This is a genomic window from Leisingera methylohalidivorans DSM 14336, from assembly GCF_000511355.1.
In the GTDB taxonomy this organism is placed as follows: Bacteria; Pseudomonadota; Alphaproteobacteria; order Rhodobacterales; family Rhodobacteraceae; genus Leisingera; species Leisingera methylohalidivorans.
Genome location: NC_023135.1, coordinates 2,904,572 through 2,928,581, shown reverse-complemented (window position 1 = coordinate 2,928,581; position 24,010 = coordinate 2,904,572). Strand labels below are relative to the sequence as shown.

At 63.9% G+C, this 24,010-nt stretch carries 23 protein-coding genes and 2 pseudogenes; 13 read left to right on the top strand and 12 right to left on the bottom strand.

The window, feature by feature from the left end; all coding sequences use genetic code 11:
• The first annotated feature begins 19 nt into the window (after positions 1 to 19).
• From METH_RS14400 to METH_RS14390, 3 genes are all read left to right on the top strand, one after another.
• Positions 20 to 472 carry a DUF4399 domain-containing protein gene (locus tag METH_RS14400; protein WP_024091205.1) on the top strand — a complete coding sequence of 151 codons (453 nt, stop codon included), beginning with the start codon at positions 20 to 22 and terminating at the stop codon, positions 470 to 472.
• A 76-nt stretch (positions 473 to 548) separates the two neighbouring features.
• Positions 549 to 869: an NIPSNAP family protein gene (locus tag METH_RS14395; RefSeq protein ID WP_024091204.1), complete on the top strand. Its 321-nt coding sequence runs from the start codon at positions 549 to 551 to the stop codon at positions 867 to 869.
• Between the two features lie 10 nt (positions 870 to 879).
• On the top strand, positions 880 to 1,224 hold the full coding sequence (locus METH_RS14390) for an antibiotic biosynthesis monooxygenase family protein (RefSeq protein WP_024091203.1): 345 nt from the start codon (positions 880 to 882) through the stop codon (positions 1,222 to 1,224).
• Positions 1,225 to 1,247: 23 nt separating this feature from the next.
• Here METH_RS14390 and METH_RS14385 read toward each other — a convergent pair whose 3' ends face one another.
• Positions 1,248 to 2,189: a CorA family divalent cation transporter gene (locus METH_RS14385; protein WP_024091202.1), complete on the bottom strand. Its 942-nt coding sequence runs from the start codon at positions 2,187 to 2,189 to the stop codon at positions 1,248 to 1,250.
• Positions 2,190 to 2,295: 106 nt separating this feature from the next.
• Positions 2,296 to 4,323, bottom strand: a complete 2,028-nt coding sequence (locus METH_RS14380; protein WP_024091201.1) for an NADPH-dependent 2,4-dienoyl-CoA reductase — start codon at positions 4,321 to 4,323, stop codon at positions 2,296 to 2,298.
• 138 nt (positions 4,324 to 4,461) lie between these two features.
• Here METH_RS14380 and METH_RS14375 point away from each other — a divergent pair, with 138 nt between their 5' ends.
• On the top strand, positions 4,462 to 4,944 hold the full coding sequence (locus METH_RS14375; protein ID WP_024091200.1) for an RNA pyrophosphohydrolase: 483 nt from the start codon (positions 4,462 to 4,464) through the stop codon (positions 4,942 to 4,944).
• 1 nt (position 4,945) lies between these two features.
• Positions 4,946 to 5,485 carry a hypothetical protein gene (locus METH_RS14370; protein WP_245602896.1) on the top strand — a complete coding sequence of 180 codons (540 nt, stop codon included), beginning with the start codon at positions 4,946 to 4,948 and terminating at the stop codon, positions 5,483 to 5,485.
• Positions 5,486 to 5,491: 6 nt separating this feature from the next.
• On the opposite strand, the pseudogene METH_RS14365 reads toward METH_RS14370, so the two are convergent.
• Positions 5,492 to 6,366, bottom strand: a pseudogene (locus METH_RS14365) (EamA family transporter).
• A 75-nt stretch (positions 6,367 to 6,441) separates the two neighbouring features.
• Between METH_RS14365 and METH_RS14360 the strand changes: the two are divergent.
• Entirely contained in the window at positions 6,442 to 6,927 is a 486-nt protein-coding gene (locus METH_RS14360) for a MarR family winged helix-turn-helix transcriptional regulator (RefSeq protein ID WP_024091198.1), read from the top strand.
• 187 nt (positions 6,928 to 7,114) lie between these two features.
• Here METH_RS14360 and METH_RS14355 read toward each other — a convergent pair whose 3' ends face one another.
• Both METH_RS14355 and nth read right to left on the bottom strand, forming a co-directional pair.
• A complete protein-coding gene (locus tag METH_RS14355) occupies positions 7,115 to 8,107 on the bottom strand; it encodes an adenosine kinase (RefSeq protein WP_024091197.1) in 993 nt (330 codons plus the stop codon).
• Positions 8,108 to 8,255: 148 nt separating this feature from the next.
• Complete coding sequence (nth, locus tag METH_RS14350; protein ID WP_024091196.1) at positions 8,256 to 8,900, bottom strand: endonuclease III; 645 nt, start codon at positions 8,898 to 8,900, stop codon at positions 8,256 to 8,258.
• 159 nt (positions 8,901 to 9,059) lie between these two features.
• On the opposite strand from nth, the pseudogene METH_RS14345 reads away from it, so the two are divergent.
• The 4 genes and pseudogenes from METH_RS14345 to METH_RS14330 all read left to right on the top strand — a co-directional run.
• Positions 9,060 to 9,641 (top strand): annotated as a pseudogene (locus tag METH_RS14345) (helix-turn-helix domain-containing protein); the annotation flags it as partial.
• Between the two features lie 280 nt (positions 9,642 to 9,921).
• Entirely contained in the window at positions 9,922 to 10,611 is a 690-nt protein-coding gene (locus tag METH_RS14340) for a helix-turn-helix transcriptional regulator (RefSeq protein WP_024091194.1), read from the top strand.
• A gap of 135 nt (positions 10,612 to 10,746) precedes the next feature.
• Complete coding sequence (locus METH_RS14335; RefSeq protein ID WP_024091193.1) at positions 10,747 to 11,406, top strand: YiaD family glycine zipper/OmpA-like lipoprotein; 660 nt, start codon at positions 10,747 to 10,749, stop codon at positions 11,404 to 11,406.
• Between the two features lie 181 nt (positions 11,407 to 11,587).
• On the top strand, positions 11,588 to 12,130 hold the full coding sequence (locus METH_RS14330) for an NADPH-dependent FMN reductase (RefSeq protein WP_024091192.1): 543 nt from the start codon (positions 11,588 to 11,590) through the stop codon (positions 12,128 to 12,130).
• A gap of 67 nt (positions 12,131 to 12,197) precedes the next feature.
• On the opposite strand, the gene METH_RS14325 is transcribed toward METH_RS14330, so the two are convergent.
• The gene (locus METH_RS14325) at positions 12,198 to 13,238 is read right to left on the bottom strand and encodes an NAD(P)/FAD-dependent oxidoreductase (protein ID WP_024091191.1); all 1,041 of its coding nucleotides are present in this window, start codon (positions 13,236 to 13,238) and stop codon (positions 12,198 to 12,200) included.
• A gap of 58 nt (positions 13,239 to 13,296) precedes the next feature.
• Between METH_RS14325 and mnmC2 the strand changes: the two genes are divergently transcribed.
• Both mnmC2 and METH_RS14315 read left to right on the top strand, forming a co-directional pair.
• Positions 13,297 to 13,965, top strand: a complete 669-nt coding sequence (gene mnmC2, locus METH_RS14320) for a tRNA (5-methylaminomethyl-2-thiouridine)(34)-methyltransferase MnmC2 (protein WP_024091190.1) — start codon at positions 13,297 to 13,299, stop codon at positions 13,963 to 13,965.
• On the top strand, positions 13,962 to 14,852 hold the full coding sequence (locus METH_RS14315) for a DMT family transporter (protein ID WP_024091189.1): 891 nt from the start codon (positions 13,962 to 13,964) through the stop codon (positions 14,850 to 14,852). The genes mnmC2 and METH_RS14315 overlap by 4 nt, the downstream gene beginning before the upstream one ends.
• On the opposite strand, the gene METH_RS14310 is transcribed toward METH_RS14315, so the two are convergent.
• Positions 14,826 to 16,784, bottom strand: a complete 1,959-nt coding sequence (locus METH_RS14310) for a lytic transglycosylase domain-containing protein (protein WP_024091188.1) — start codon at positions 16,782 to 16,784, stop codon at positions 14,826 to 14,828. The genes METH_RS14315 and METH_RS14310 overlap by 27 nt on opposite strands.
• Before the next feature lie 139 nt (positions 16,785 to 16,923).
• Between METH_RS14310 and dapA the strand changes: the two genes are divergently transcribed.
• The gene (dapA, locus tag METH_RS14305) at positions 16,924 to 17,796 is read left to right on the top strand and encodes a 4-hydroxy-tetrahydrodipicolinate synthase (protein ID WP_024091187.1); all 873 of its coding nucleotides are present in this window, start codon (positions 16,924 to 16,926) and stop codon (positions 17,794 to 17,796) included.
• A gap of 119 nt (positions 17,797 to 17,915) precedes the next feature.
• On the opposite strand, the gene METH_RS14300 is transcribed toward dapA, so the two are convergent.
• The 5 genes from METH_RS14300 to METH_RS14280 form a co-directional block, all read right to left on the bottom strand.
• The gene (locus METH_RS14300; RefSeq protein ID WP_024091186.1) at positions 17,916 to 18,797 is read right to left on the bottom strand and encodes a sigma-70 family RNA polymerase sigma factor; all 882 of its coding nucleotides are present in this window, start codon (positions 18,795 to 18,797) and stop codon (positions 17,916 to 17,918) included.
• Positions 18,794 to 19,255 carry a carboxymuconolactone decarboxylase family protein gene (locus METH_RS14295; RefSeq protein WP_024091185.1) on the bottom strand — a complete coding sequence of 154 codons (462 nt, stop codon included), beginning with the start codon at positions 19,253 to 19,255 and terminating at the stop codon, positions 18,794 to 18,796. Before METH_RS14295 ends, METH_RS14300 begins: the two co-directional genes overlap by 4 nt.
• A gap of 120 nt (positions 19,256 to 19,375) precedes the next feature.
• A complete protein-coding gene (locus METH_RS14290; RefSeq protein WP_024091184.1) occupies positions 19,376 to 20,263 on the bottom strand; it encodes a dimethyl sulfoxide reductase anchor subunit family protein in 888 nt (295 codons plus the stop codon).
• The gene (locus METH_RS14285) at positions 20,263 to 21,069 is read right to left on the bottom strand and encodes a 4Fe-4S dicluster domain-containing protein (RefSeq protein ID WP_024091183.1); all 807 of its coding nucleotides are present in this window, start codon (positions 21,067 to 21,069) and stop codon (positions 20,263 to 20,265) included. The genes METH_RS14290 and METH_RS14285 overlap by 1 nt, the downstream gene beginning before the upstream one ends.
• A gap of 79 nt (positions 21,070 to 21,148) precedes the next feature.
• Complete coding sequence (locus METH_RS14280; protein ID WP_024091182.1) at positions 21,149 to 23,971, bottom strand: molybdopterin oxidoreductase family protein; 2,823 nt, start codon at positions 23,969 to 23,971, stop codon at positions 21,149 to 21,151.
• Positions 23,972 to 24,010 lie beyond the last annotated feature (39 nt).

The window sequence follows — 24,010 nt, the reverse complement described above, 5'->3', positions numbered from 1 at the left end:
TTCTGCTGGAGGACCGAAAATGAAACTTCTGATTGCCGCTGCGCTGTCTGTCTGTCTGGCGGTCCTGGCTTGGGACCCGGTCAGGGCCGGAGGGGGGACCCCTTCGAACCCGGAGGCCAAAGTCTATTTTGCGAATATCCAGGATGGGGATTCGGTGTCGTCTCCGCTCACGCTGGTTTTTGGCCTGTCGGGCATGGGGGTGGCCCCATCCGGGGTTGAGAAGGATTTCACCGGCCACCATCATCTTCTGATCGACCGGCCGCCGCTGGGGGAGGGCGAAGATGGCGCTGATGAGCTGAACTTCGGCCTGCCGTCGGACGATAACCATCTGCATTTCGGCGGCGGCCAGACCGAGGTAACGCTGGAGCTGCCGCCGGGCCGTCATACGCTGCAACTGGTGCTTGGGGATGCAGGCCACGTGCCGCATGTCACTCCGGTTGTTTCAGAATTGATCACCATCACCGTGGAGTAACGTTTCGGTCTGCATCGAAGCATCCAGGTGATGGAGCGGGCTAGAGAAGAGGTCCTGAACAAACTGAGGACTTCCCATGCTGACCTGTATTATCCGTTACCGCATCGACCCCGCCAAGAGGGCGCAGTTCGAACACTACGCCCGCAACTGGGGCCAGGCAATCCCGCGCTGCGGAGCCGGTCTGGTCGGGTATTATGCGCCGCATGAAGGGTCGTCGACACTGGCGTATGGTATCTACAATGTGGAAAGCCTTGCTGAGTATGAAGCTTATCGTGCCCGGCTGGCGGCGGATCCCTTGGGGCGGGAGAACTATGAATTTGCGCAAAAGGAACGGTTCTTGCTGAGCGAGGACCGGACCTGGCTGAAGCTGGCTTCGGCGCCGCATGGGGCGGGTTGAGGGGGTGGAGATGATAGCCGTGATATTCGAAGTGCAGATTGCCCCGGGGCAGAAGGAGGCCTATCTGGAGACCGCGGCCGCGCTGAGGGATCTGCTGGAACAGGTGGACGGGTTCATCTCGGTTGAGCGGTTCCAAAGCCTGAGCGCGCCGGAGAAGCTGTTGTCGCTGTCCTTCTGGCGGGATGAGGCCGCGGTGCAGCGCTGGCGCGAGGTTACAGAGCATCGCTCGGCGCAGGGCAGGGGCCGGAACGGGATCTTCGCGGATTACCGGCTGCGGGTGGCCGGGGTGGTCCGCGACTACGGCATGGAGGACCGCGGTCAGGCACCGGCCGGCAGCCGCAAACTGCACGGCTAGGCAGGGGCGCGGGCATCCAGCGGTCAGAGCAGCCTGAGCCAGCGCATCACCAGCAGCATGCCAGCACCGAGCCCCAGCAGGCTGAGGCAGAGAATGGGAAAGGCCAGCGGCGACTCTGCTCCGGGGATGCCGGCAAGATTCACGCCGAACAGGCCGGTCAGGAACCCTAGCGGCAGGAACAGCGCCGCCACTACCGACAGCGCATAGCTGTTGCGGCCCATTTGCCGGGCCAGCTCGGCGTCGGTGTGGTCGCGCAGCACCGCCAGCCGCCCGGTCAGCGACTCCAGCGTTTCGGCCGCCAAGGTGAACAGGTTCACTGCCTCGCGCAGGTGCAGCTGCTCGCCCTCCGAAAACAGCGCCCCCCCGGATTCCTGCAAGTTCAGCAGCGCTTCGCGCTGCGGTTCCAGGTAGCGGTGCAGCTTCAGCACGTTGCGGCGCGGTGCCTTGAGTGCTTCGGCAGCGGGCAGGGTGCCGTCCTCGGTCATCTCCTCCAGCGCCTCGGTCGCGGCGGTCAGCTCGAGCACCACGTCGCGGGTGTGCAGGGCCAGCCCGTTGATCAAGCGGTAGAGGAACTGACCCGGCGATTCGGGGCCGCGGCCGGTGCTGCATTCGGCACGGAACGCATCAAGCGCGAAGGTCTTGCGCAGCCGTACGGTGACAATGGTGCGGCTGGTGACCCAGATCCTGAGCGACAGCATCTCCGCGGCTTTGGCGCCGGGATTGCGGTTCACCGTGCGCAGGTTCAGGATCAGACCGTCCTCGAACACATCGCAGCGGGGCCGGGTTTCGCTTTGCAGCAGCGCCTGGCCCGGGATGCCGGGGAGCTGCGTCTTGCACCATTCGGCCAGCTCCGGGTCAGCCAGGTCGAAGTGCAGCCAGCGGTAGCGGCCCGGCCCGGTCGCGGCCAGATCCGCGGCGGGGCGGGCGGTGCCATCGGCCCAGAGGTCGTAGGCGGAGATCGGCATGGGGCGGCCTTATATGCATCCGTTTCCCCATGCTTAGCGCGGTTGCGGCCATGCCGCCAGATTCATTGGAGAAATCTGCGCCGGGCCGGAGCTGGCCCTGGCACGGTTATAGCGCCGCGGCCAGCCGGGTGCCCTGGTTGATGGCGCGTTTGGCGTCCAGTTCCGCGGCCACATCGGCGCCGCCGATCACATGCGCGGTGATGCCGTGCTCTGCCAGATCATCCGCCAATCGGCGTTCGGAGACTTGGCCGGAGCATAGTACGATGGTGTCCGCGGCAACCAAGGTGGGATTCTCCCGCGCCTCGCCAAAGGAAACGTGCAGGCCGCCCGCATCGATGCGTTCGTAGTTCACGCCGCCCAGAAACTCGACTTCTTTCATCTTGAGCGTGGCGCGGTGAATCCAGCCGGTGGTCTTGCCCAGCCGTTTGCCGTGACGCTCCGCCTTGCGCTGCAGGAGTGTCACGCGGCGCGCAGGGGCGGCAGGCTGCGGGCCTTCAGGGGCAAGGCCCGCGCGGTGCTCTGCAGGATCGCTGACGCCCCATTCCTTCATCCAGGCGGGCAGATCGGTGGCGGGGCTGTGGCCCTCTTCCAGCAGGAATTCGGAGACATCAAAGCCGATGCCGCCAGCGCCGATCACCGCGACCCGCTGTCCAACCGGCTTTTTGCGGCACAGCACATCAATGTAGCTGAGAACATTGGCCTCGTCCTGGCCCGGAATGGCCGGATCGCGCGGGATGACGCCGGTAGCGACAACGATCTCGTCAAACCCGGTCAGATCCTGCGCCGCCACCCGGCGCCCCAGTGCAAGCGTGACGCCGGCATCGGCGATCATGGTGCGGTACCAGTCCACCAGCCCCCAGAATTCTTCCTTGCCCGGCACCTGTTTCGCCATGTTGAGCTGGCCGCCGATCTCATCGGCCTGGTCGAACAGGGTCACCTTATGGCCGCGCTGCGCTGCGGTCAGCGCGGTGGCCAGCCCGGCAGGGCCGGCGCCCACAATCGCCACGGTTTTGGCCGCGGCGGCGGGTTCGATCACCAGTTCCGTTTCATGACAGGCGCGCGGGTTGACCAGGCAGGAAGTGAGCTTGCCGCTGAAGGTGTGGTCGAGACAGGCCTGATTGCAGGCGATGCAGGGGGCGATATGGCTGGCCTGGCCGGCTTCGGCCTTGGCGACGAAATCCGCATCCGCCAGCATCGGCCGTGCCATCGACACCATATCGGCGCAGCCCTCGGCCAGCACCTGTTCGGCCACCTCCGGCGTGTTGATGCGGTTAGAGGTGATGATCGGAATCGAGACCTTGCCCATCAGCTTTTGCGTGACCCAGGCAAAGGCCGCCCGCGGCACCGAGGTTGCGATGGTCGGGATGCGCGCCTCGTGCCAGCCGATGCCGGTGTTGAGGATCGTCGCGCCTGCCTTCTCGACCTCCTGTGCCAGCTGCACGACCTCGTCGTGGGTGGAGCCCTCGGGCACCAGGTCGATCATCGACAGGCGGTAGATGATGATGAATTTGCGGCCCACAGCCTCGCGGGTGCGGCGCACCACCTCGATCGGCAGCCGCATCCGGTTTTCGTAAGAGCCGCCCCAGCGGTCGGTGCGTTTGTTGGTGCGGGTGACCAGGAACTGGTTGAGGAAATAGCCCTCGCTCCCCATGATCTCGACCCCGTCATAGCCCGCTTCCTGCGCGCGGCGGGCGGCGTTGACGATGTCGGCGATCTGCTTTTCGATGCCGTCCTCGTCCAGCTCATGCGGCGGGAAGGGGGAGATCGGAGATTTCACCGGGCTTGGGCCGACGCACTTGGGCCCATAGGCATAGCGGCCCGCGTGCAGGATCTGCATGGCGATCCTGCCGCCCGCCGCATGCACCCGGTCCGTGATCACGCGGTGGTTCTCAACGTCCGTGGCGGAGGTCATCATCGAGGCGCCGGGCAGAACCGAACCTTCCAGGTTCGGGCCGATGCCGCCGGTTACCATCAGCGCCACACCGCCGCGGGCGCGGGCGGCATAGAATTCCGCCACCCGGTTCCAATCACCGGTTTCCTCCAGCCCGGTGTGCATCGAACCCATCAGCACCCGGTTCTTCAGTGTGGTAAAGCCCAAGTCCAGCGGGGCAAGCATGTTGGGGTACGCAGTCATCTGAAACTCTCCCTGGCAGTTGCCCCTAGGATCAGGGGCGAAGGGTAGCTTGTCACGTGCAAACGCCGCGTCACCCCCTTGCGTGCCCCCGCGGCAAGCGGTCTAAAGTCCATGCCAAAGCATTTCGAGGAGAGCCGGATGACGCCGGAAGAGATTGCCAAGCTGCCTTACCGTCCGAATGTCGGGGTGATGCTGATCAATGCCGATGGCGCTGTCTTTGTCGGTCAGCGCAAGGACCGCTACAAGGACGCCTGGCAGATGCCGCAGGGCGGAATCGATGCGGGCGAAGACCCGCGTGCAGCAGCTCTGCGCGAGCTGGAGGAAGAAACCGGCGTGGCGGCGGAGCTGGTAGAGATCATCGCGGAATCCGACGGCTGGCTGCCCTATGATCTGCCGTATGACGTGGTGCCGAAGTTCTGGGGCGGCAAGTACCGGGGGCAGGAGCAGAAATGGTATCTGATGCGCTTTCTGGGGACGGATGAGCAGGTCGACATTGAGACGGAGCATCCGGAATTCTCGGCTTGGTGCTGGCAGCCTGTTGCGCAGCTGGTGGAAAAGATCGTGCCGTTCAAGCGCGAGGTTTATGCGCGGGTGGTGGATGAATTCAGGGAGTATTTATGAGATGCGGTTATTGAAACGCTTGCTGTCTAATCCGGTCCGCTCCGCCGGGACCGGCGCTGCCCTGTTTGCCGTTGTTTCGGCTGTCCTGTCTGCCAGCCCCGCCGCCGCTCTCAGCTGCCTGCCCTGGGGGCCTGCAGACGCCTATCTGCAGGCCGCGAAGTCGGAAAGCGTTTACAACATCATCGCGGGCGAACTGCGGTTCGACGAAAGCTTGCTGCCGAGGTCACATGCAGACAATCCCAATGACATGCCGCCGCTGACCCGCATTCCGGCGCAGCTTTCGGGCAAGATGCTGGACGGCAGATATTTTTCCAGCCGTGTCAACGTGCAGGCAGTGCTTGAGGTGGAATGCCTCGGCCCCTGGTGCGGCGGCATGGCCCCGGGCGCGGACCAGGTGTTCTTTGCTGAACAGCGCGGGCAGGAGCTGGTGATCCGGGCCGGGGCCTGCGGCGGGTTTGTGTTTGCTGACACATCTGAAGTGCGGCGGCAGGTGCTGGACTGCCACCGCGGCGCGGCCTGTGAGCCTGCTATGCCGCGGTGACCCGGGTTACTCCGCCAAAGTTGCGTGCCGTTTGGCGCGCAGGCGCAGCCGGGACTGGCCAAGCCTCAGGCTGAACAGGGCCAGCACAGCGCCCAGCATCTGGTTCGGTGTCAGGGTCTCGCCCAGCAGCAGCCAGCCCAGAATCACCGCTGACAGCGGGCTGAGGACGCCCAGCAGCGAGACCTGAGACGGCTCGATCCGGGCCAAGCCGCGGAACCACAGGATGTAGGTCAACGCGCCGCCGATCAGGCTCATATAAGCCAGCCCGGCGATATTGGCCGCGGTGAAGACGGGGATCTCGGGCACCATCCACAGCGTGACCGGCACCAGCAGCAGCCCGCCCATTGTCAGCTGCCAGGCGGTAAAGGTCAGGGGGGCACGGGCGGCTGCCATTTCCGGGTCAGAACCACACCGCCTGCCATCGACAGCGCGCCGCCAAGGCCGGCCAGCACACCCAATGTGTCGAGTTTGGCCGCAGGGGTCAGCACCAAAAGGGCCACGCCGGCAATGCTCAGCAGGGCGGCGGCAACGGCGGTGGCGCGGATTTGCGATTTCAGCAGCAGTGCCGACAGGAACACCACAATCAGCGGCTGCACAGCGCCAAGCGTCGCGGCGACGCCGCCAGGAAGCCGGTACGCGGATACAAACAGCAGCACCCAGAACAGCGAGAAATTCAGCGCCCCTAGCACCGCTAGGCGCGGCAGCCAGTCGAGCGGCGGCAGCCGGCGCACCAGCAGCAGCAGCAAGAGCCCTGCAGGCAGCGCCCGCAGCAAGGCCACTACCAGCGGCGAATGGCCGGGCAGCAGAGAGGTCGTTACGATATAGCTGCTGCCCCAGATGGCAGGCGCCAGCGCCGTCAGCAGAAGGGTCCGGATGGGCATGTGTCTCTCCTTATCTTGATATCGAGATAATTGGTTTTATCTTGACGTCAAGATGCAATCTTCTAAACCGGGGGTATGGACCATGTGGATTTTATCACCCAGCAATGGGAACGGGAGCGGCCGGACCTTGATGTCACGGCCATGGGCGTGATTGGCCGGGTGGCGCGGCTGTACTTGGCGTATCAGCGCGGGATGCAGGCAACCTTTGCAGAGTTTGGGTTGAATGCGGCCAAGTTTGATGTGCTGGCCACGTTGCGCCGCTCAGGCGATCCTTACACGTTGTCGCCGGGCGATTTGCTGAAGGCAACGATGGTTGCCTCGGGCACGATGACCAACAGGATCGACCGGCTGGAAGCGGACGGGCTGGTCAAGCGCGAAGTGAACCCCGCGGATAGCCGCAGCTTTCTGGTATGTCTGACAGAGGGAGGCCTTGCCCTGATCGACCGCGCGGTAACCGCGCATGTGCAGACACAGGCGCGGCTGCTGGAGGGGATGGAGGCGCAGGAGGTTAAAACCTTCAAGGCGCTTTTGAGCAAAGCCCAGGCGGCGGCTGACAGCTGACGTCAGGAGTCTGACCAGCCTGAGAAAAAGGTGCTGAAGCTGGCGTGTTGCGCAGGCTGGTGCCCTTGCGTCCTGCGGACGGCGGGGCGGGGGTGGCGCGGAGCGGCAAAGCCGCTCCGCGCCACCCCCGACGGGAGACATTGCACCGTCAGGTGGTGTTGTGACGGGCGGGAGTGCCGGGCCGGAATTATGCCAGCCCGGCTTCCTTGAGCAGGTGCAGAACATTGGTTTCCGGGCGCGGGCCGATATGGCGGATCACTTCGCCTGCACAGATGCAGCCCATCCGCGCGCAGGTTTCCATGCTGCGCCCGGTCGCCATGCCGAACAGGAAGCCGGCGGCGAACTGGTCGCCTGCGCCGGTGGCATCGACGGGCACGATGGCCTCGACCGGGACATCGATGCGCACACCGTCATTCAGCACGGTGACCCCGTCGCCGGAACGTGTGCAGACCACCAGCGGGCAGATCGCAGCGGTCTTGGCCATCGCGGCTTCCAGGTCGTCGGTTTTGAACAGGGCGCGGATTTCATCCTGGTTGCCGATCACGAAATCCAGCTCTTCGCCGATCAGGTTCAGGAAATCAGCCCGGTGCCGCTCGACGCAGAACGGGTCGGAGATCGAAATGCCAACTTTGCCGCCGCCTTCACGGCAGTCGCGGGCAGCTTCCAGAAAGGCAGTCTTGCCCTTATCCTTGTCGAACAGGTAGCCTTCCAGAAACATGATCTGCGCATTGCCGGCGACGTCCTGCGGCACGTCGTCCGACGCCAGCTCAGATGAGATGCCCAGATAGGTGTTCATCGACCGCTCGCCGTCGGGAGAGACAAAGATCATCGAACGCGAGGTCGGCAGTTCGTCATCCGCAACCGGCGGGTTCACAAAGGCAACACTTTCGTTGTTCATCGCGTCGGCATAGAATTTCCCCAGTGCATCGTCACGGACCCGGCCGATGAAGGCGGCCTGGAGCCCCAGCGCGCCGGCGCCGGCGATGGCATTGGCGACCGAGCCGCCCGGAGTCAGCACCCGGTTGCCCATCGCAGCATAGAGATCCTCGCAGCGGTCGCGCTCGATCAGCTGCATGATGCCTTTTTCGATGCCCAGGTCAGCCAGGAAGCTGTCTTCGCACTGCGCGATCACATCAACAACGGCATTGCCGATGCCGACAAGCTGATAGGTTTTGGTCATATACTGTCCTCCTCGGGGGAAGTTGCGCCGGGCCAGTGTCCGGCGGGCTTGTCTGAATGAATGGCCCGGCCTGCCATCCCTAGGGGGAAGACCGGATGGGTAACGCCAGCCGCCGCCGCAAAACCGACGGCAGGAATGCCGCTGCACGTCACAGGTTCTTGTCCTCGAACATGCACAGATCGCGGATCAGGCAGCTGCCGCACATCGGCTTGCGCGCCTTGCAGTGATAGCGGCCGTGCAGGATCAGCCAGTGATGGGCGTGCTGCTGGAAATCTGCCGGAATGTTGTCTTCGACCGCGCGTTCCACGGCGTCCACATCCTTGCCCGGGGCAATGCCGGAGCGGTTGCCGACACGGAAAATATGGGTGTCCACCGCCTGCGCAGGCTGTTTCCACCACATGTTGAGGACAACATTGGCGGTTTTGCGGCCCACACCCGGCAGCGATTGCAGGGCAGCGCGGGAATTCGGGACCTCGCCGCCGTAGTCCTCTACCAGGATCTTCGACAGTTTGATCACGTTCTTGGCTTTGTTTCGGTACAGGCCGATGGTCTTGATATGCTCGATCAGCTGTTCCTCGCCCAGATCCAGCATTTTTTGCGGGGTGTCGGCGATTTTGAACAGCGCGCGGGTGGCCTTGTTCACACCGGCATCGGTTGCCTGCGCCGACAGCGCCACCGCCACCACCAGCGTGTAGGCGTTGACATGCTCCAGTTCGCCCTTGGGTTCGGGCTCAGCTGCCTGGAAACGCGTAAAGATCTCGCGGAGCGTATGATAGTCGAGTTGCTTTGCCATGGCAGCGCTTATGTACAGGTCAGACCTTAAAGAGCAATTGAAATTGCACCTGCTATCTTGGCGGCCCCTGACCCGCAAAGGAATGAAACCCGCAAGTTTCGGGTCGCTTACCAGGGGCGCGCGCCTTACTTTGGTACCAAGTCAGAACAGGTTGGGCCGATGAATATCGAAACGCGGGAAAATACCTATCATTACGGCGTCATGCGCCGGGCGATAGAGCTGATCGACGACGGCGGCGAGGATCTGACGCTGGAGCAGCTGGCCGCCCGCATGGATATGAGCCCGGCACATTTCCAGCGGCTGTTTTCCGCTTGGGTCGGTGTCTCACCCAAGCGCTACCAGCAGTATCTGCGGCTGGGCCATGCCAAGGCGCTGCTGCGCGAACGGTTCACCACGCTGGAAGCCTCGTATGCGGTGGGGCTGTCGGGCTCCGGCCGGCTGCATGACCTGTTCCTGCGCTGGGAGGCAATGAGCCCCGGCGAATATGCCCGCAAAGGCGATGGCCTGCGGATCTTCTGGGGCTGGTTTGACAGCCCCTTTGGCCTGGCGCTGGTGATGGGCACCGAAAAGGGTATCTGCGGGCTGGGATTTGCCGCCGAAACCGGGGCGGAACCGGCCATGGCAGATATGCGCGCGCGGTGGCCGCAGGCGGAATTCGTGGAGGATCCTTCAGCCCTGCGCCCGCTGGCTGAGGCGGTCTTTGCGCAAAAAGGCGAGGCCGCGCTGCACATGATCGGCGCGCTGCCGGCTGAACAGGCGCTGCAGCAGGCCAGGGCCTGACGGCTTGGCCGCGTCGCGGTCTGCGTGCCGCTGGCGGGCGGCGTCGCGTTCCGCCTCATAAGGTTTTGGCAGGTTCTGTTGCGTATTCCAGCGGTCCTTGCCCAGGGTGATCATGGAAATCCATTCATAGGTCAGCATGCTGTGTCTCCTTTTCGGAGGTGCAGAAAAACAGACCACTGCTGACAGCCTGTTGTCAGCGGACTGTGCTAGGGTGTCAGCAGACTGTCACTGGAGCCTGACCATGCCGCGCACCGGCCGCTTGTTTGAAATCATCCAGATCCTGCGATCCTCCGCAGCCCCGGTGCGGGCCGAGGACCTGGCAGAGAAACTGGAGGTTTCCAAACGCACAATCTACCGCGATATCTCTGCCTTGCAGGCGATGCGCACCCCGGTCGAGGGAGAGGCCGGGATCGGTTATATGCTGCGAAAGGGCTATGACCTGCCGCCGCTGAATTTCGACGAAGAGGAGCTGGAGGCGCTGCATGTCGGCCTGGCGATGCTGATGCGCACGGGTGACGGTTCTTTGCAAAAGGCCGCGGAACGGGTCAGCCACAAGATCAAGGACGTGCATGCCACCGCCGACTGGCTGCAGGTGGCGCCCTGGGGCGCGCCGCTGGATGATCCGGAACTGGGCTGTGTGTCCAAAGCTCTGCTGCGAAAGGCGGTTCGGGACAGCCGCAAGCTGCGGATCACCTATGTCAGCCCGGAACGCGGCGAGACCAGCCGCACCCTGCGTCCGCTGGCGCTGATCTATCACATCGAATGCACGATGCTGGCGGCCTGGTGCGAGCTGCGCGGCGGTTTCCGCCATTTCCGCACGGACCGGATGTTCGCGGCAGAGATGCTGGACGGCGGGTTCGCCCCGCAAGCCGGCACCCTGCGCAAACTGTGGATGGAGCAGGAAGGCTGGGACTTTGCTTTTGCGCCCTGAGGGGGAGTTCAGGCGGATTTTGCGCGGTATTTCGCCCATGCAGGGTGATCCTGCCTTGAGATGGCGGCGCGGCATCCCGATATTCCTGCAGAATGCCGGGCGTTGCCCGGACCTGAGAAAACAGAAGGCAATTTGATGATGCAGATGAAACTCACCACGGCAGGTATTGTTGCCGCAGCACTGGGCCTTGGTGCCTGCACCGATCCGGCTACCATCGGCACGCCGGGCAGCAAAACTCAGAAAGGCGCGGTCCTTGGCGGCATTATCGGCGCTGGCGTCGGCGCCATCGCCAATGACTCGGACCGGGGATTGGGGGCTGTGACCGGCGCGCTGGTCGGGGCAACCGCCGGCGGGGTGATCGGCAACCAGCTGGACGCGCAGGAGCGCGAGCTGCGCCAGACCCTGGCCAATGACGGCATTACCATCGTCAACACCGGTGACCGGCTGATTCTGTCCTTTCCGAACGATCTGACCTTCGCCACCGACAGTGCCGCAGTGGCGCCGGCCGTGCAGGGCGACCTGCGCCGTGTCGCCGACAGCCTGGTGCGCTATCCCAACAGCACCATCCAGGTGATCGGCCATACCGACAGCGATGGCGATGCCGGCTATAACCAGGGCCTTTCCGAGCGCCGCGCCAATGCGGTGGCCAGCCAGATCCAGGCCGGCGGTGTGCCCTATCACCGCATGCGCATCATCGGCCGCGGCGAGGCGCAGCCGGTGGCCTCGAACCTGACCCCTGAGGGCAAGGCCCGCAACCGGCGGGTTGAGGTGGTGGTGATCCCGCAGGCCGCCTGAACCGGTACCTGGATGCAGAATGTGCAGCCCGTCCCCTAATGGGGCGGGCTGTTCTCGTGCGCGCACCCGCTCCGGTTCGCGACACGCTGCACATTGCCTGCGCGGCAATTGCTGTTTCCCGGCACGGGCCGCTTCATACATGATGGGCGCGACAGATTTGCAAACAGAAGGAAAACCCCCAATGGCTGAACCCGTATTGATCACCATTTCCGGCTCGCTGCGCCGCGAGGCCACCAACCGCAAGCTGCTGGCAGAGGCGGTCCGGGTGTTCGGGCCTGCCTCGGTAATTGAGGCGGACCTGAACCTGCCGCTTTACGACGGCGATTCGGAGGCGTCGGAGGGTATCCCGCCCGCAGTGCAAAAGCTGTCAGATCAGATTGCGGCGGCGGATGCGGTGGTGATCTCTACCCCGGAATACAACAAAGGCCCGTCCGGCGTTCTGAAAAATGCGCTCGACTGGGTGAGCCGCACCGAAGGCAACCCCTGGGCGGACAAACCTGTGGCGGTGATGTCGGCGGCGGCAGGACGGGCGGGGGGCGAGCAGGCGCAGGCGTTGCTGCGCGGCTTTCTGGTGCCGTTCCAGCCGCAGGTATTGTCCGGTCCGGGGGTGCATCTGGCCGGGTCCAGCAAGGAGTTCGATGAAGCCGGCCGGCTGATAAGCGCGCAATACGAGGCGACTCTGACTAAGCTGATGCAGAAATTGCGGGCCGAAATCTGCCGCTGAGCCTGCGCCAGCGCCGCAAGCTGCCCGACGAGGGCAAATCAGTCGCTTGGGCGGGTCGGTGCGCGGTTCAGAGGTTGTCTTCCACGCGGAACCCTTCGGGGATGCTGTCCATGCCGTCGAGCAGCATGTCCGCCATCACATGGGCCGCCTTCGGGGCCATGCCAAAGCCGATCTTGAAACCGCCGTTGGCGATGAAATGGCCGTCACGGTCTGGCCAGGCTCCCAGCATCGGGGCGCGGGATTTGGCGCGGGGGCGCACGCCGGCCCATCGTTCGATCACTTCGGCGCCGTGCAGCACCGGCACCGCGGTGCGGGCGCGGTCAACGATATCGTCAAGCTGTGCGTCGGTGGCCTTGCCGTCCTCGAATTCGCGCTCGCTGGTGGAACCGATGGCCAAGGTGCCGTCTGCGTGCGGGATGATATGCAGGCTGTCGGCGTAAAGCTGCGGCACCGCGCCCTCGTGAAAACGCAGGAGCGCGGCCTGGCCCTTGACGCCGCCGCCCACAGTTTTGCCAAACGCCGCGTTCAGCTCCAACAGGCCGGCGTAGCCTTTGGCATGGACCACCTTGCCCTGATCGGGGGCTTCCGGCTGCACTTCGATCCCCATAACTGCCAGGGCAGAGACCAGCGCCGCGCAGGCGCGGCGTGGGTGCATCCGGGCGCTGAGAGTGTCGTGGATGATATAGCCCGTTGTGCTGGGCGGCACCCAAGGCCCCAGGCTGTCCGCCTTGCAGACAGTCCATTCGGCTGTGTCCTTCCACAACTCGCGGGCCGTCACTTCGCGCTGCCGGGCAAGTTCCAGCATGCGCGCGTCATTGATGGGCTGCAGCCGTCCTGTGCGGCCATAGCCCGCGGAAACGCCGCCGGTGGCTTCGACCCCGGCCCAGAAACTTCCGGCCATCAGCAGGCTTTCAAGCTGGAACTGTTTCTTGGGGTTCCAGTTCTCCGGCACATGCGGGGCGAGCGCGCCGACCAGGCCGCCGCTGGAGCCGGCACCGGCGCCGAACGGGTCCACCACTTGCACCCTTGCGCCGCGCCGCGCGCATATCCAGGCGATTGACAGGCCGAAAATCCCAGCCCCGCGCACCGTTACATCTGCCATTGCCATTTGCGGATCCTTTCGCCAGTGTCGCGCCGTTCCGGACAACCACTTAGGGGATTATAGCATGGCAGACCAGCAGGCCCGCCTCAGCTGGCGCGATGGCACCGTGCCGGTGTCGGATCAGTTCGATGATCCCTATTTTTCAATTCAGGACGGGCTGGCGGAGACGGAGCATGTCTTCTTGGCCGGAAACGATCTGCCGGTGCGGTTTTCGTCTGGCTTCCGTATCGCCGAGCTGGGCTTTGGCACCGGCTTGAACATGCTGGCCGCCTGGCGCGCCTGGGAGGCAGCAGGGCAGGCGGGGCCGTTGCGGTTCACCAGTTTCGAGGCCTTTCCAATGGCTCCCGCCGATATGGCCAAGGCGCTGGAGGCCTTCCCTGCGGTTGCCCCCTGGGCAGAACGGTTTCTGGGGAAATGGCAGGGCAGCGGCACCTGCGATCTGGGCAGCCTGCAACTGGAGGTGATTGCCGGCGACGCGCGCGTGTCGCTGCCGGAGTGGACAGGGCAGGCGGATGCCTGGTTTCTGGACGGATTCTCTCCGGCCAAAAACCCCGAGTTGTGGGAGGAAGCACTGATGGGCGAGGTTGCGGTGCATACCGCAGCGGGCGGCTCGGCGGCGACTTACACAGCGGCAGGTTTTGTGCGCCGCGGGCTGGAGGCAGCAGGATTTGAGGTAACCCGCATCCCCGGCTACGGGCGCAAGCGGCATATGACAAAGGCAGTGAAGCCATGACACAGGCAGCCCCGGCCCGGGCCCAGATCAACAATGTGCCGCTGGGCATTCTTCTGATGATTGCCGCGACGGTTGTCTTTGCATTGCAGGATGGTATCTCGCGCCATCTGGCGGGCACCTACAACACCTACATGGTGGTGATGGTGCGCTACTGGTTCTTTGCCGCCTTTGTGATGTTCCTGGCGGCGCGCGCACCGGGCGGCATCCGGGCTGCGGCGCGGACCGATCAGCTATGGCTGCAGATATTCCGCGGTGTGCTGCTGGTCGGTGAAATCTGCGTGGCCGTTTACGGCTTCACCGTGCTGGGCCTGATTGAGAGCCAGGCGGTGTTCATCTGTTATCCGCTGCTGGTGGCGGCCCTCAGCGGGCCGGTGCTTGGCGAAAGCGTCGGCTGGCGGCGCTGGGCGGCGATCGGCGTCGGCTTGATCGGCGTGCTGATCATCCTGCAGCCGGGCATGGGTGTGTTCAACCCGGCAGCAATCATCCCGTTTATCTCGGCGCTGATGTTTGCCGTCTACGGGCTGGTCACCCGCTATGCGGCGCGTCAGGACAGCACCGCCACCAGTTTCTTCTGGACCGGGGTTGCCGGCATGGTCTTCATGACTGCCATCGGCATCTGGTACTGGGAACCGATGAGCCAGACCGACTGGTTCTGGATGGCGCTGTTGTGCGTGTCCGGTGTGACCGGCCATTGGCTGCTGATCAAGTGCTACGAGATGGCCGAGGCCAGCGCTGTGCAGCCCTTTGCCTATTTTCACCTGATCTGGACGGCGATGCTGGGCATGGCGGTGTTCGGCGAGGTGGTCCGCAACAATGTCGCCATCGGCGCCGGCATCATCATTGCGGCCGGCCTGTTCACCCTATGGCGCGAACGCGTGAAGGGTTGAGCCGCGCAGTTCCTGCGAGAACGGGACGGGCAGCGGTGCCTTGCCCAGCCGCGCCCGGTAGACCGGCAGGCTCTCGGTGACCCGCATCACGTAGTTGCGGGTCTCGTTGAACGGGATGTGCTCGATCCAGTCGACGATATCCGGGCTGCCGTCGCGCGGATCGCCGTAGCGTTGCATCCAAGCCGTGGGCCGGTGCGGTCCGGCATTATAGCCTGCCGCCATCATCACCACATTGCCGCGGAACCTGCCGGCCAGCCCGGCCAGGTAATTGGCTCCCAGCTTGGCGTTATAGTCCCATTCCGCGGTCAGTCGGGAGGTCTTGTGCCCGGCCAGAATGCCCAGTTCGGTGGCGACCAGTTCGGCTGTGGCTGGCATCACCTGCATCAGCCCGCGCGCGCCGGCATGGCTGATCACCGCCGGGTCGAATTCGCTTTCGCGCCGGGCGATAGCCAGGGTCATTTCCTCGGCCATCGGCAATTGCCGTTGCGCCACCGGGTGCAAGGGGTAATAGGCGCCTTCCAGCTCCACCCCGCCGCGGGCGGCGCGTTTGGAGATCATCACTGCCAGATGCGGTTGGTTCAGCTCCACCGCCATCTGACCCAGCTGGCGCGCCTGCACCGGCGGCAGAGATTCAACCAGATGCGTCAGGAACCGCTCGGCCAGTGCAAGATCACCGGCCTTAAGCAACAGCAGACCGGCCTCGGTGACGGAGGATCTGGCGAAGGCGGCCTGGCGCCAGTCCGGCAATTCAGCCGGTTTCACCAGCGCCGGATCAAACGGCCGGCCCAGTTGTTCGGCCGCCAGCAGCCCATAGAAAGAGGTTTGATATTCCGCGCCCCTGGCATAGGCCGCATGCGCCTTGTCCGGCTGACCCATCGCCGCATAGGCGCGGCCCAGCCAATAGCCGCCGCGGCCGATCGAAATCGGGGTCTCGACCGAGGCCAGGAAGCGCTGGAAATGCACCGCCGCCAGCTCCGGGTCGTGCAGCTTCTGCAGCGCGATATAGCCAGCCAGCCATTCGCAGTCGGAATAGCCATACCCGTCTTCGGGCGAGGAGAAATGATAGGCGGCCAGCTGATAGGCGCGCTCGTAATCCTGGTCCCGCATGACCTGCCGTGCCAAATCGCGGCGGCGGCGCAGCCACTTGGCGGGCTCGCCCAGTTTTTCGGCACTGGTGCTGCGCTCCATCAGCATCTGAATGGCACTATCCTGCAGCCGCTTGCGGTCGCGCCAGGCAAACCGGTCATAGGCAAGGCCGGCGGATCCTTTCAACCGGTCCGGCACGGCTTCGATCTTGGCATCCACTCCGGGCGCGCGTTCTTGCAGGGCGATGCGCGCCTCCGCCAGCTTGCGTTCTGCCTCGGGTACCAGCGCCAGCATCCGCTTGGAGCTGACCAGATGATTCTCCCACAAGAGCCGGTCCAGCCGGGCGGTGTGATGCGGTTTCAGCAGTTTGGCGAAATCGCGCAGGAACGCGCTCTGGATGGTGCTGCCCATGGCCTTGGTGCGCCAGGCGAGCACGATCTCCGCCTCGCCATCACCGCGCCGCCCGGCCGCAATCAGCGCCTTGCCCAGGCTCAACGCGCCTTCGGCGGTCTGCGGGCGTTCATCCGCGTAAAAGGCCAGAATGGTATCGCGGCCGGTTGCGGCAATGGCATCCTCGTTTTGGCGCCGCAGATAGGCGAGACCGGGCCAATCCCCCCGCCGCTCCAGAAACGCCATCACGTCGCGGGCAGAGCCCAGACCGGCCCGCAGCCGGTGCCATTCGATAATATCGCGGGCGGTGCTATGCCGCTGCCCGGCTTCGCGGGCGGCCAGGTCCCATTTCTCTGCCCGCATCAGATCCAGGGCTGGCCCGAGGCCGCGCGCCAAGGCAGGCGACCCGTGCAGGGCCGCCGAGATAAGCAGAATAAGGGCCAGGATGCGTGTCATCTCTTGCATTTTCCAGCAGTCCGGGGATAGAGGCTTGAACGTTACTCATTGGCGTGCCGGTAGCAACTTAAATCCCCGGCATTCTATATCTTGACGGCGGCGGATTGCCGCCTGCACCTGCAGCAAAGGGAGCGTGCCCATGTTCAAAGGCTCTATGCCAGCACTCGTCACCCCGTTTTCGAACGGCGAGCTGGATCTGGATGCGCTCAAACGCTTGGTGGAATGGCAGATTGCCGAAGGTTCCACCGGCCTGGTGCCGGTCGGCACCACCGGTGAAAGCCCGACGCTCAGCCATGAGGAACACGAGCTGGTCATCGCGGAAACGGTCAAGGCGGCAGCCGGCCGGGTACCGGTGATTGCCGGTGCGGGCTCCAACAACACCGTCGAGATGATTCGTTTCGTCGAGTTTGCCAAGAAGGTCGGTGCCGATGCGGCGCTGGTTGTGACCCCCTATTACAACAAGCCGACCCAGCGCGGGATGCTGCAGCATTTTATCGCAGCCCATGACTGCGCTGATCTGCCGATCATCATCTACAACATCCCGGGCCGCTCGGTTGTCGACATGACCCCGGCCACCATGGGCGAACTGGCCAAGCTGCCGCGCATTGTCGGTGTCAAGGATGCCACCGGCGATCTGGCCCGTGTCAGCCAGCAGCGTGCCTCCTGCGGTGCGGACTTCGTGCAGCTGTCCGGTGAAGACGCCACCGCGCTGGGTTTCAACGCCCATGGCGGCGTCGGCTGCATCTCGGTAACAGCCAATGTGGCGCCCAAGCTCTGCGCCGAATTCCAGGCCGCAACCCTCGCAGGCGACTATGCTTCGGCGCTCGCCTATCAGGACAAACTGATGCCGCTGCACGAGGCAATCTTCATCGAGCCGGGCCTGGCCGGTGCCAAATACGGCCTGTCGAAACTCGGCATGTGCAGCGAAGAGGTCCGCTCGCCGCTGACGACGCTGGAAGACAGCACCAAGGCTGCCATCGACGCCGCCATGGGGCACGCCGGCCTGCTGTAAACCTCGAAACACTGTTGCAAAATCAAGGGCGGCCTCCGATGGAGCGCCGCCCTGTTTGCTTCTTTCTGGTGTTCATTACACCCGGATGAATTGCCCCGCAGCGCCCCTCCCGGCCCGTTTCAATCCAGTGCGCCCGCCAGATGCCGTGTCTTGTCGGGATTGCGGGTCACGTAAATGCGAGCAATCCGGCCCGCCTGGATTTCCAGGGACGTGGCTTGCAGGATACCGTCCTTTGCCCGATGCAGGATGGCAGGCAGGCCGTTCAATTGGCAAAACCGCCAGCGGTCAGGAGCGGCCTGATCGAACTTGCGAGCAATGCCTTCAATAAGGCGCTGCACCTTCTCCCGACCGTAGATCGGGTTGAGCGCGGCCATGGCCTTGCCGCCGCCATCAGAGATCAGCCGGACGTCCTGCGTCAGCATCCGGGTTAAGGAGGCCATGTCCCCGGTGCGGGAGGCGCGGAAGAAGGCCTTGGCCATTTCCTGGCCCTGTTCCGGTCGTTCCGGTTCCTTTGGGGGCAGCTGCTGCACCTTGCGCCGCGCCCGTGCGGCCAATTGACGGCAGGCCTCGGGGGAGCGGTTCAGGGCGGCGGCGATGTCTTCATAGGCGCCCTCAAAGATATCGTGCAGCAGGAAGGCAGCACGTTCCAGCGGCGACAAACGTTCCAGTGCCAGCAGCAGGGCAACGGTGACATCGTGATCTAAAAGCTCGGTCGCGTCTTCTGTCAGAACCGGTTCGGGCAGCCATTCGCCGGGGTAGGTTTCGCGCCGGGCGCGGGCCGATTTCAGCTGGTCCAGGCACAGACGGGTGGTGACCCGAATCAGATAGCCGGTCGGATCCTGCACTTGCGCAGGCGGGGCTGCCTGCCAGCGCAGGTAGGCGTCCTGCAGGATGTCCTCGGCGTCGCTCACACTGCCCAGCATCCGGTAGGCGGCCGCGAACAGTCGCGGCCGCGCCTTCAGAAACGCATCGGCGTCGTCTGATCTGGGGTTTGCAATCACGCGGCACTTGCCTCCTGCGGGGCAGGATGCGGGGTGCGGAAGCCGATTGCAATCCGGTTCCAGGCGTTGATGGTCGAGATCACCAATGTCAGGGCCGCCTGTTCCCGCGGGGAAAACTGCTGTGCGATCCGGTCAAAATCCGCGTCCGGCGCGGCGGTGGCCTCGATTTTGGTGAGAGCCTCAGTCCAGGCCAGCGCGGCCTGTTCCCGTGCGGAATAGAGCGAGGACTCCCGCCAGGCATTCAGAAGATGCATCCGGTCTTCGCTCTCACCGTTCGCGCGCATATCATGCGAGTGCATGTGAATACAGTACGCGCAGCCGTTGATCTGCGAGGCCCGAAGCTTCACCAATTCAATCAGGCTGTGTTCCAGCCCGCTGTCTTTGAGCGTGGCTTCAAGCGCCAGCATCGGCTGAAACAAGTCCGGGGCAGTGGCGAAGTAGTCGAGGCGCTGGGTCATCTTTCTGTTCCTTTTCAGATGGCTTCAGGAACAGGACGAGGCAGCAGGGGCGTTTGTGACATGCCGCCGGAAAAATACATAAAATAAATCGGGGCGCCGCAATGGGCGCCCCGGAACTTGTCAGCGTTTGCCGTAGTAGAGGCCGACCACATGTTCGGCCTGTGCAAAGAACAGCCAGCGCGATGCGGCGATGCCTGCGATGTGCGAAATAACGGCAAGGGCTGCAAAAAGATGTTTGATCACAACGCCCTGAACCGGGGTCAGGATCAGCAGCAGCGGCAGGGCAAAACCCAGCGCAAACGCAATCATCCGCAGCTTCTGGGCGTGTTTGCGGCCCACCACATGCACAAATTCTCGCAACAGGTAGTTCGACCCGGTGTGCGGTGGTTCAAAGGCACGTACCGCGCCGCGCTCACCCAGGCCGGTGGCGGTGCCGATGTCGGTGCCGGAGGCCTCCAGTGCGCGGTCGCCCTTGGCCCAATAGGCCAGCTGCACAGCACCTGCGATGGCCAGCAGCCAGGGTGCCACGGCCTCGGCCCCGGCCAGCAGCGCGCCGCCTGCCAGGCTGAAAGACAGGAACATTACCGGGGTCAGCTCCATATTCCAGCGCGGGATGGTTTTAAGCTGGGTGTAGATCATCGAAGTGGTGAAGACGGTGGCAAGGCTGAGAGCGGTGCCGACCCAGCCCAGCAGCGTCCAGTGGCTGTCCATGAACACGGCGCCAAGCGCATATAGACCCATCACAAGCAGGGCACCAACGGCGCAGATGCCCTCGCGGCTAAGCCAGCTGGTCTTCCACTGGGTGAAAGCGCGCCAGGCGCGTTCCGGGCGGCCGAGGTGAAAGGTCGAGGCCAGCAGTCCGCCGCAGGCCAGGCCAAAGGCAATGGTGTAGAAGACAAAGGCCACGGTGCCGGTCACCGCGGGCTGGCCGAGGCCGAGGAATGTCAGCAGGCCAAAGCCAAGACCCGACAGGGTGGTGAAGATGATGACGGATGGTGCGGGATGCATCAGTTCGCGCCTCCTGAAGAAGTGCCCGAGGATTGCCCCGGAATTTTGTCGAGCGCCTTGTCCAGCCAGCCTAGGAAACCCTGGGGCTCTTCAGCGATCGGAGCCAGCAACGGGGCGAGGATGTCGATCTCGTCTTCAATCGTGTCTTTGGGCCGGGGCGGCAGGTATTTGTTCACCGGCTTGGTGCCCATCTCCGGCATCAGGTCGATGCCGCCGCGCTCCGCTACCAGCTTGGAGACATCGCTGTCCGGATCGCCCAGATCACCGAAATGGCGCGCGCCTGCCGGGCAGGTCCGCACGCAGGACGGGACGCGGTCCACCTCCGGCAGGTTCTCGTTGTATATCCGGTCCACACAGAGCGTGCATTTCTTCATCACGCCTGCTGCCAGGTCCAGCTCGCGGGCGCCGTAAGGGCAGGACCAGGCACACAAGCCGCAGCCGATGCAGTGATCCTCGTTCACCAGCACGATGCCGTCCTCGACCCGCTTGTAGCTGGCGCCGGTCGGGCAGACGGTGACGCAAGGCGCGTCCTCGCAGTGCAGGCAGGACTTGGGGAAATGGATCAGCTGCGCCGCCGGGTCCGGCTGGCTGCTGCAGGGTGTTGGCTTCACCTCATAGGAATGCACCCGGTTCAGGAAGGTGCCCGAAGGGTCGCTGCCATAAGGGTCTTGGTCCGACAAGGGGGCACCATAGTTTTCGGTGTTCCAGCCTTTGCAGGAAATCACACAGGCATGGCAGCCGACGCAGGTGTCCAGGTCGATGACCAGGCCCATCTTGCGGTCGGTCTTGGCGGGAAGCTCAGTCATTGCGTACTCCGTGTGCGGTTTGCGGAGCCGAGAAAATTCGAATTTTCCCGGCAATTTTCTTCGAAGAAAATTGCGCCCGTCATTTGCCTACTTTCCACTTCAGTTCTTTCGGGCCGGTGCCAACGGGCGACTCCTGAGCAGGGAAGGCCGGCTGGCTTTCCTGCAGGTCTGCCGGGTCGGCAGCCTTTTCGATTTTGACTTTCAGGTCGAACCAGGCCGCCTGGCCGGTGATCGGATCCGAGTTGGCCCACCGCATGCCGTCTCCCTTGGGCGGCAAGAGCTCGTGGATCAGATGATTGAGCAGGAAGCCTTTGGTGGCTTCCGGCGCGTCCTCTTCCAGCGCCCAGGCGCCCTTGCGCTTGCCGATCGCGTTCCAGGTCCAGACGGTGTTTTCATTGAGCGCTGCCATTTCCATCACCGGCACAGTGATTTCACCATGCGGCGAGGAGACCTTGGCCCAGTCGCCGTCCTGCAGCCCGTTCTCTTGCATCAGCTTGGTCGGAACATACAGCGGATTGCGGCCGTGCAGCTGGCGCAGCCAGGCGTTCTGGGTGCCCCAGGAGTGGTACATTGCCATCGGGCGCTGGGTCAGCGCGTTGACGGTGAAGCCCTCGTTGCCCTGCTGGTCGGTCTCGTACCAGATCGGCAGCGGGTCCATCACGTCTTTTACCCGCTGGCGCAGATGCTCCGGCGGCTGACGGTCGCCATGGCCTTCGGCGGCCAGCTGGAACTTGCGCATCGGCTCGACATATAGCTGGAACAGATAGGGCTGCGGGCTGTCATAGATCCCCATGCCCACCGCCCAGTCCTGATAGGCGGTGTTCCAGGGTTTGTAGTACCCTGCCTCCTCGGGGATGTGGGCCACATGGAAACCGCCGTTTTCGATGTACTGATTCAGCTGCTCGGGGTTCACTTCGCCCCGGCCGGTTTTGCTGCCGTCTTCACCGCGGAAACCGGACAGCGGGCCGATGCCCGGCTTGCGCTCGTGGTTGACGATGTAGTCGGCATAATCCTTCCACTTGGCGGTTCGGTCCTCGTTGGTGAAGTTCGGCAGCTTCATCCGGTTGGCGAGCTGGATCAGTACCGTTTGGAAGCCGCGCACGTCGCGGTCCGGCTCAATCACCGGCCAGCGGATGGCATCCGCCGCGGCATCCGCCTCGCAGATCGGACGGTCCAGCAGCGAGATGCAGTCGTGGCGCTCCAGATAGGTGGTGTCCGGCAGGATCAGGTCGGCAAAGGCCACCATCTCCGACGAATAGGCGTCTGAATAGATGATATGCGGGATCTTGTAATTGCCGTTCTCATCCTTGTCGGTCAGCATCTCCATCACACCTTTGGTGTTCATGGAAGAGTTCCACGACATGTTGGCCATATACATGAACAGCGTGTCGATCTTGTAAGGGTCGCCCGCATGCGCGTTGGAGATCACCATATGCATGAGGCCATGCGCCGACATCGGGTTTTCCCAGGTGAACGCCTTGTCGATCCGGGCGGGGCTGCCGTCTTCCTTCAGCGCCAGATGCTCAGGACCGCGCACAAAGCCCAAGTGCGGGCCGTCAAGCGGGGTGTCGGGCGTGGCCTTGCAGTGCGGGGTCGGGTGCGCCTCAACAGGTTTGGGGTAGGGCGGCTTGAAGCGGAAGCCGCCGGGGACCTCGACCGTGCCAAGGATGATTTGCAGCACATGCAGCGCGCGGCAGGTCTGGAAGCCGTTGGCATGCGCTGACACACCGCGCATCGAGTGCATCGAGACCGGGCGGCCGGTCATTTTGGTGTGCCGTTCACCGCGGAAGTCGGTCCATTCGACGTCCAGCTCAAACGCCTCGTCAAAGGCGACGCGGGCCAGCTCACCCGCAATGGCGCGGATGCGCTTGGCCGGGATACCGCATTTGTCTGCGATGGCCTCGGGCGCGTATTCATCGGCCAGATAGCGCTCCGCCATCTGGTGGAATACCGGGCGGTGGGTGACGCCGTCCTTCTCATAGACCGCCGAAAGGTCGGGCCGCACACCGGGCTGGTCGAACGGGGTCAGCTTGCCGGTGGTGCGGTCGATGACCAGCATCTTGCCGTCCTCATCGCGCAGGAACAGGCCGTTGTCCGGTCCTTCGGAGGCGTTCACCAGCACTGGCGCGTTAGTGTAGCGGCTAAGGTAGTCGAGGTCGATCTTGCCGGCCTTCATCAGTACATGGATCATCGACAGAATGAATAGCCCGTCGGTGCCCGGTGTGATGCCGACCCAGTCATCCGCAATCGCATTATAGCCGGACCGGATCGGGTTCACGCCGATCACCCGGGCGCCGCGCTTCTTGATCTTGCCCAGACCCATCTTGATCGGGTTGGAATCATGGTCTTCGGCCACGCCGAACAGCATGAACAGCTTGGTGTGGTCCCAGTCGGGCTGGCCGAATTCCCAAAATGCGCCGCCCATAGTGTAGATGCCCGCCGTCGCCATGTTGACCGAGCAAAACCCGCCGTGCGCGGCATAGTTCGGGGTGCCGAAGCTTTGCGCCCAGAAGCTGGTGAAGCTTTGCGACTGGTCGCGGCCGGTGAAAAACGCCAGCTGTTCGGGGGATTCGTGGCGGACCGGTTCCAGCCAGCCCACTGCAATCGCCAGCGCCTCGTCCCAGGAGATTTCTTTGTACTGACCCGAGCCGCGCGGGCCAGTGCGGATCATTGGTGCCTTCAGCCGCGATGGCGCGTTGACCTGCATGATGCCGGCCGACCCTTTGGCGCAGAGCACGCCCTTGTTCACCGGGTGGTCGCGGTTGCCCTCGATATAGGCAACCTTGCCGTCTTTCATATGCACATTGATGCCGCAGCGGCAGGCGCACATGTAACAGGTGGTCTGCCGGATCTCGTCCGAGACCTTGGGCGACGTGTTCAGGATTGGCTGCTGATGGGTCATGGGCGGGTCCTGTTGGGTGTGTCGGGCGACCGTATGACG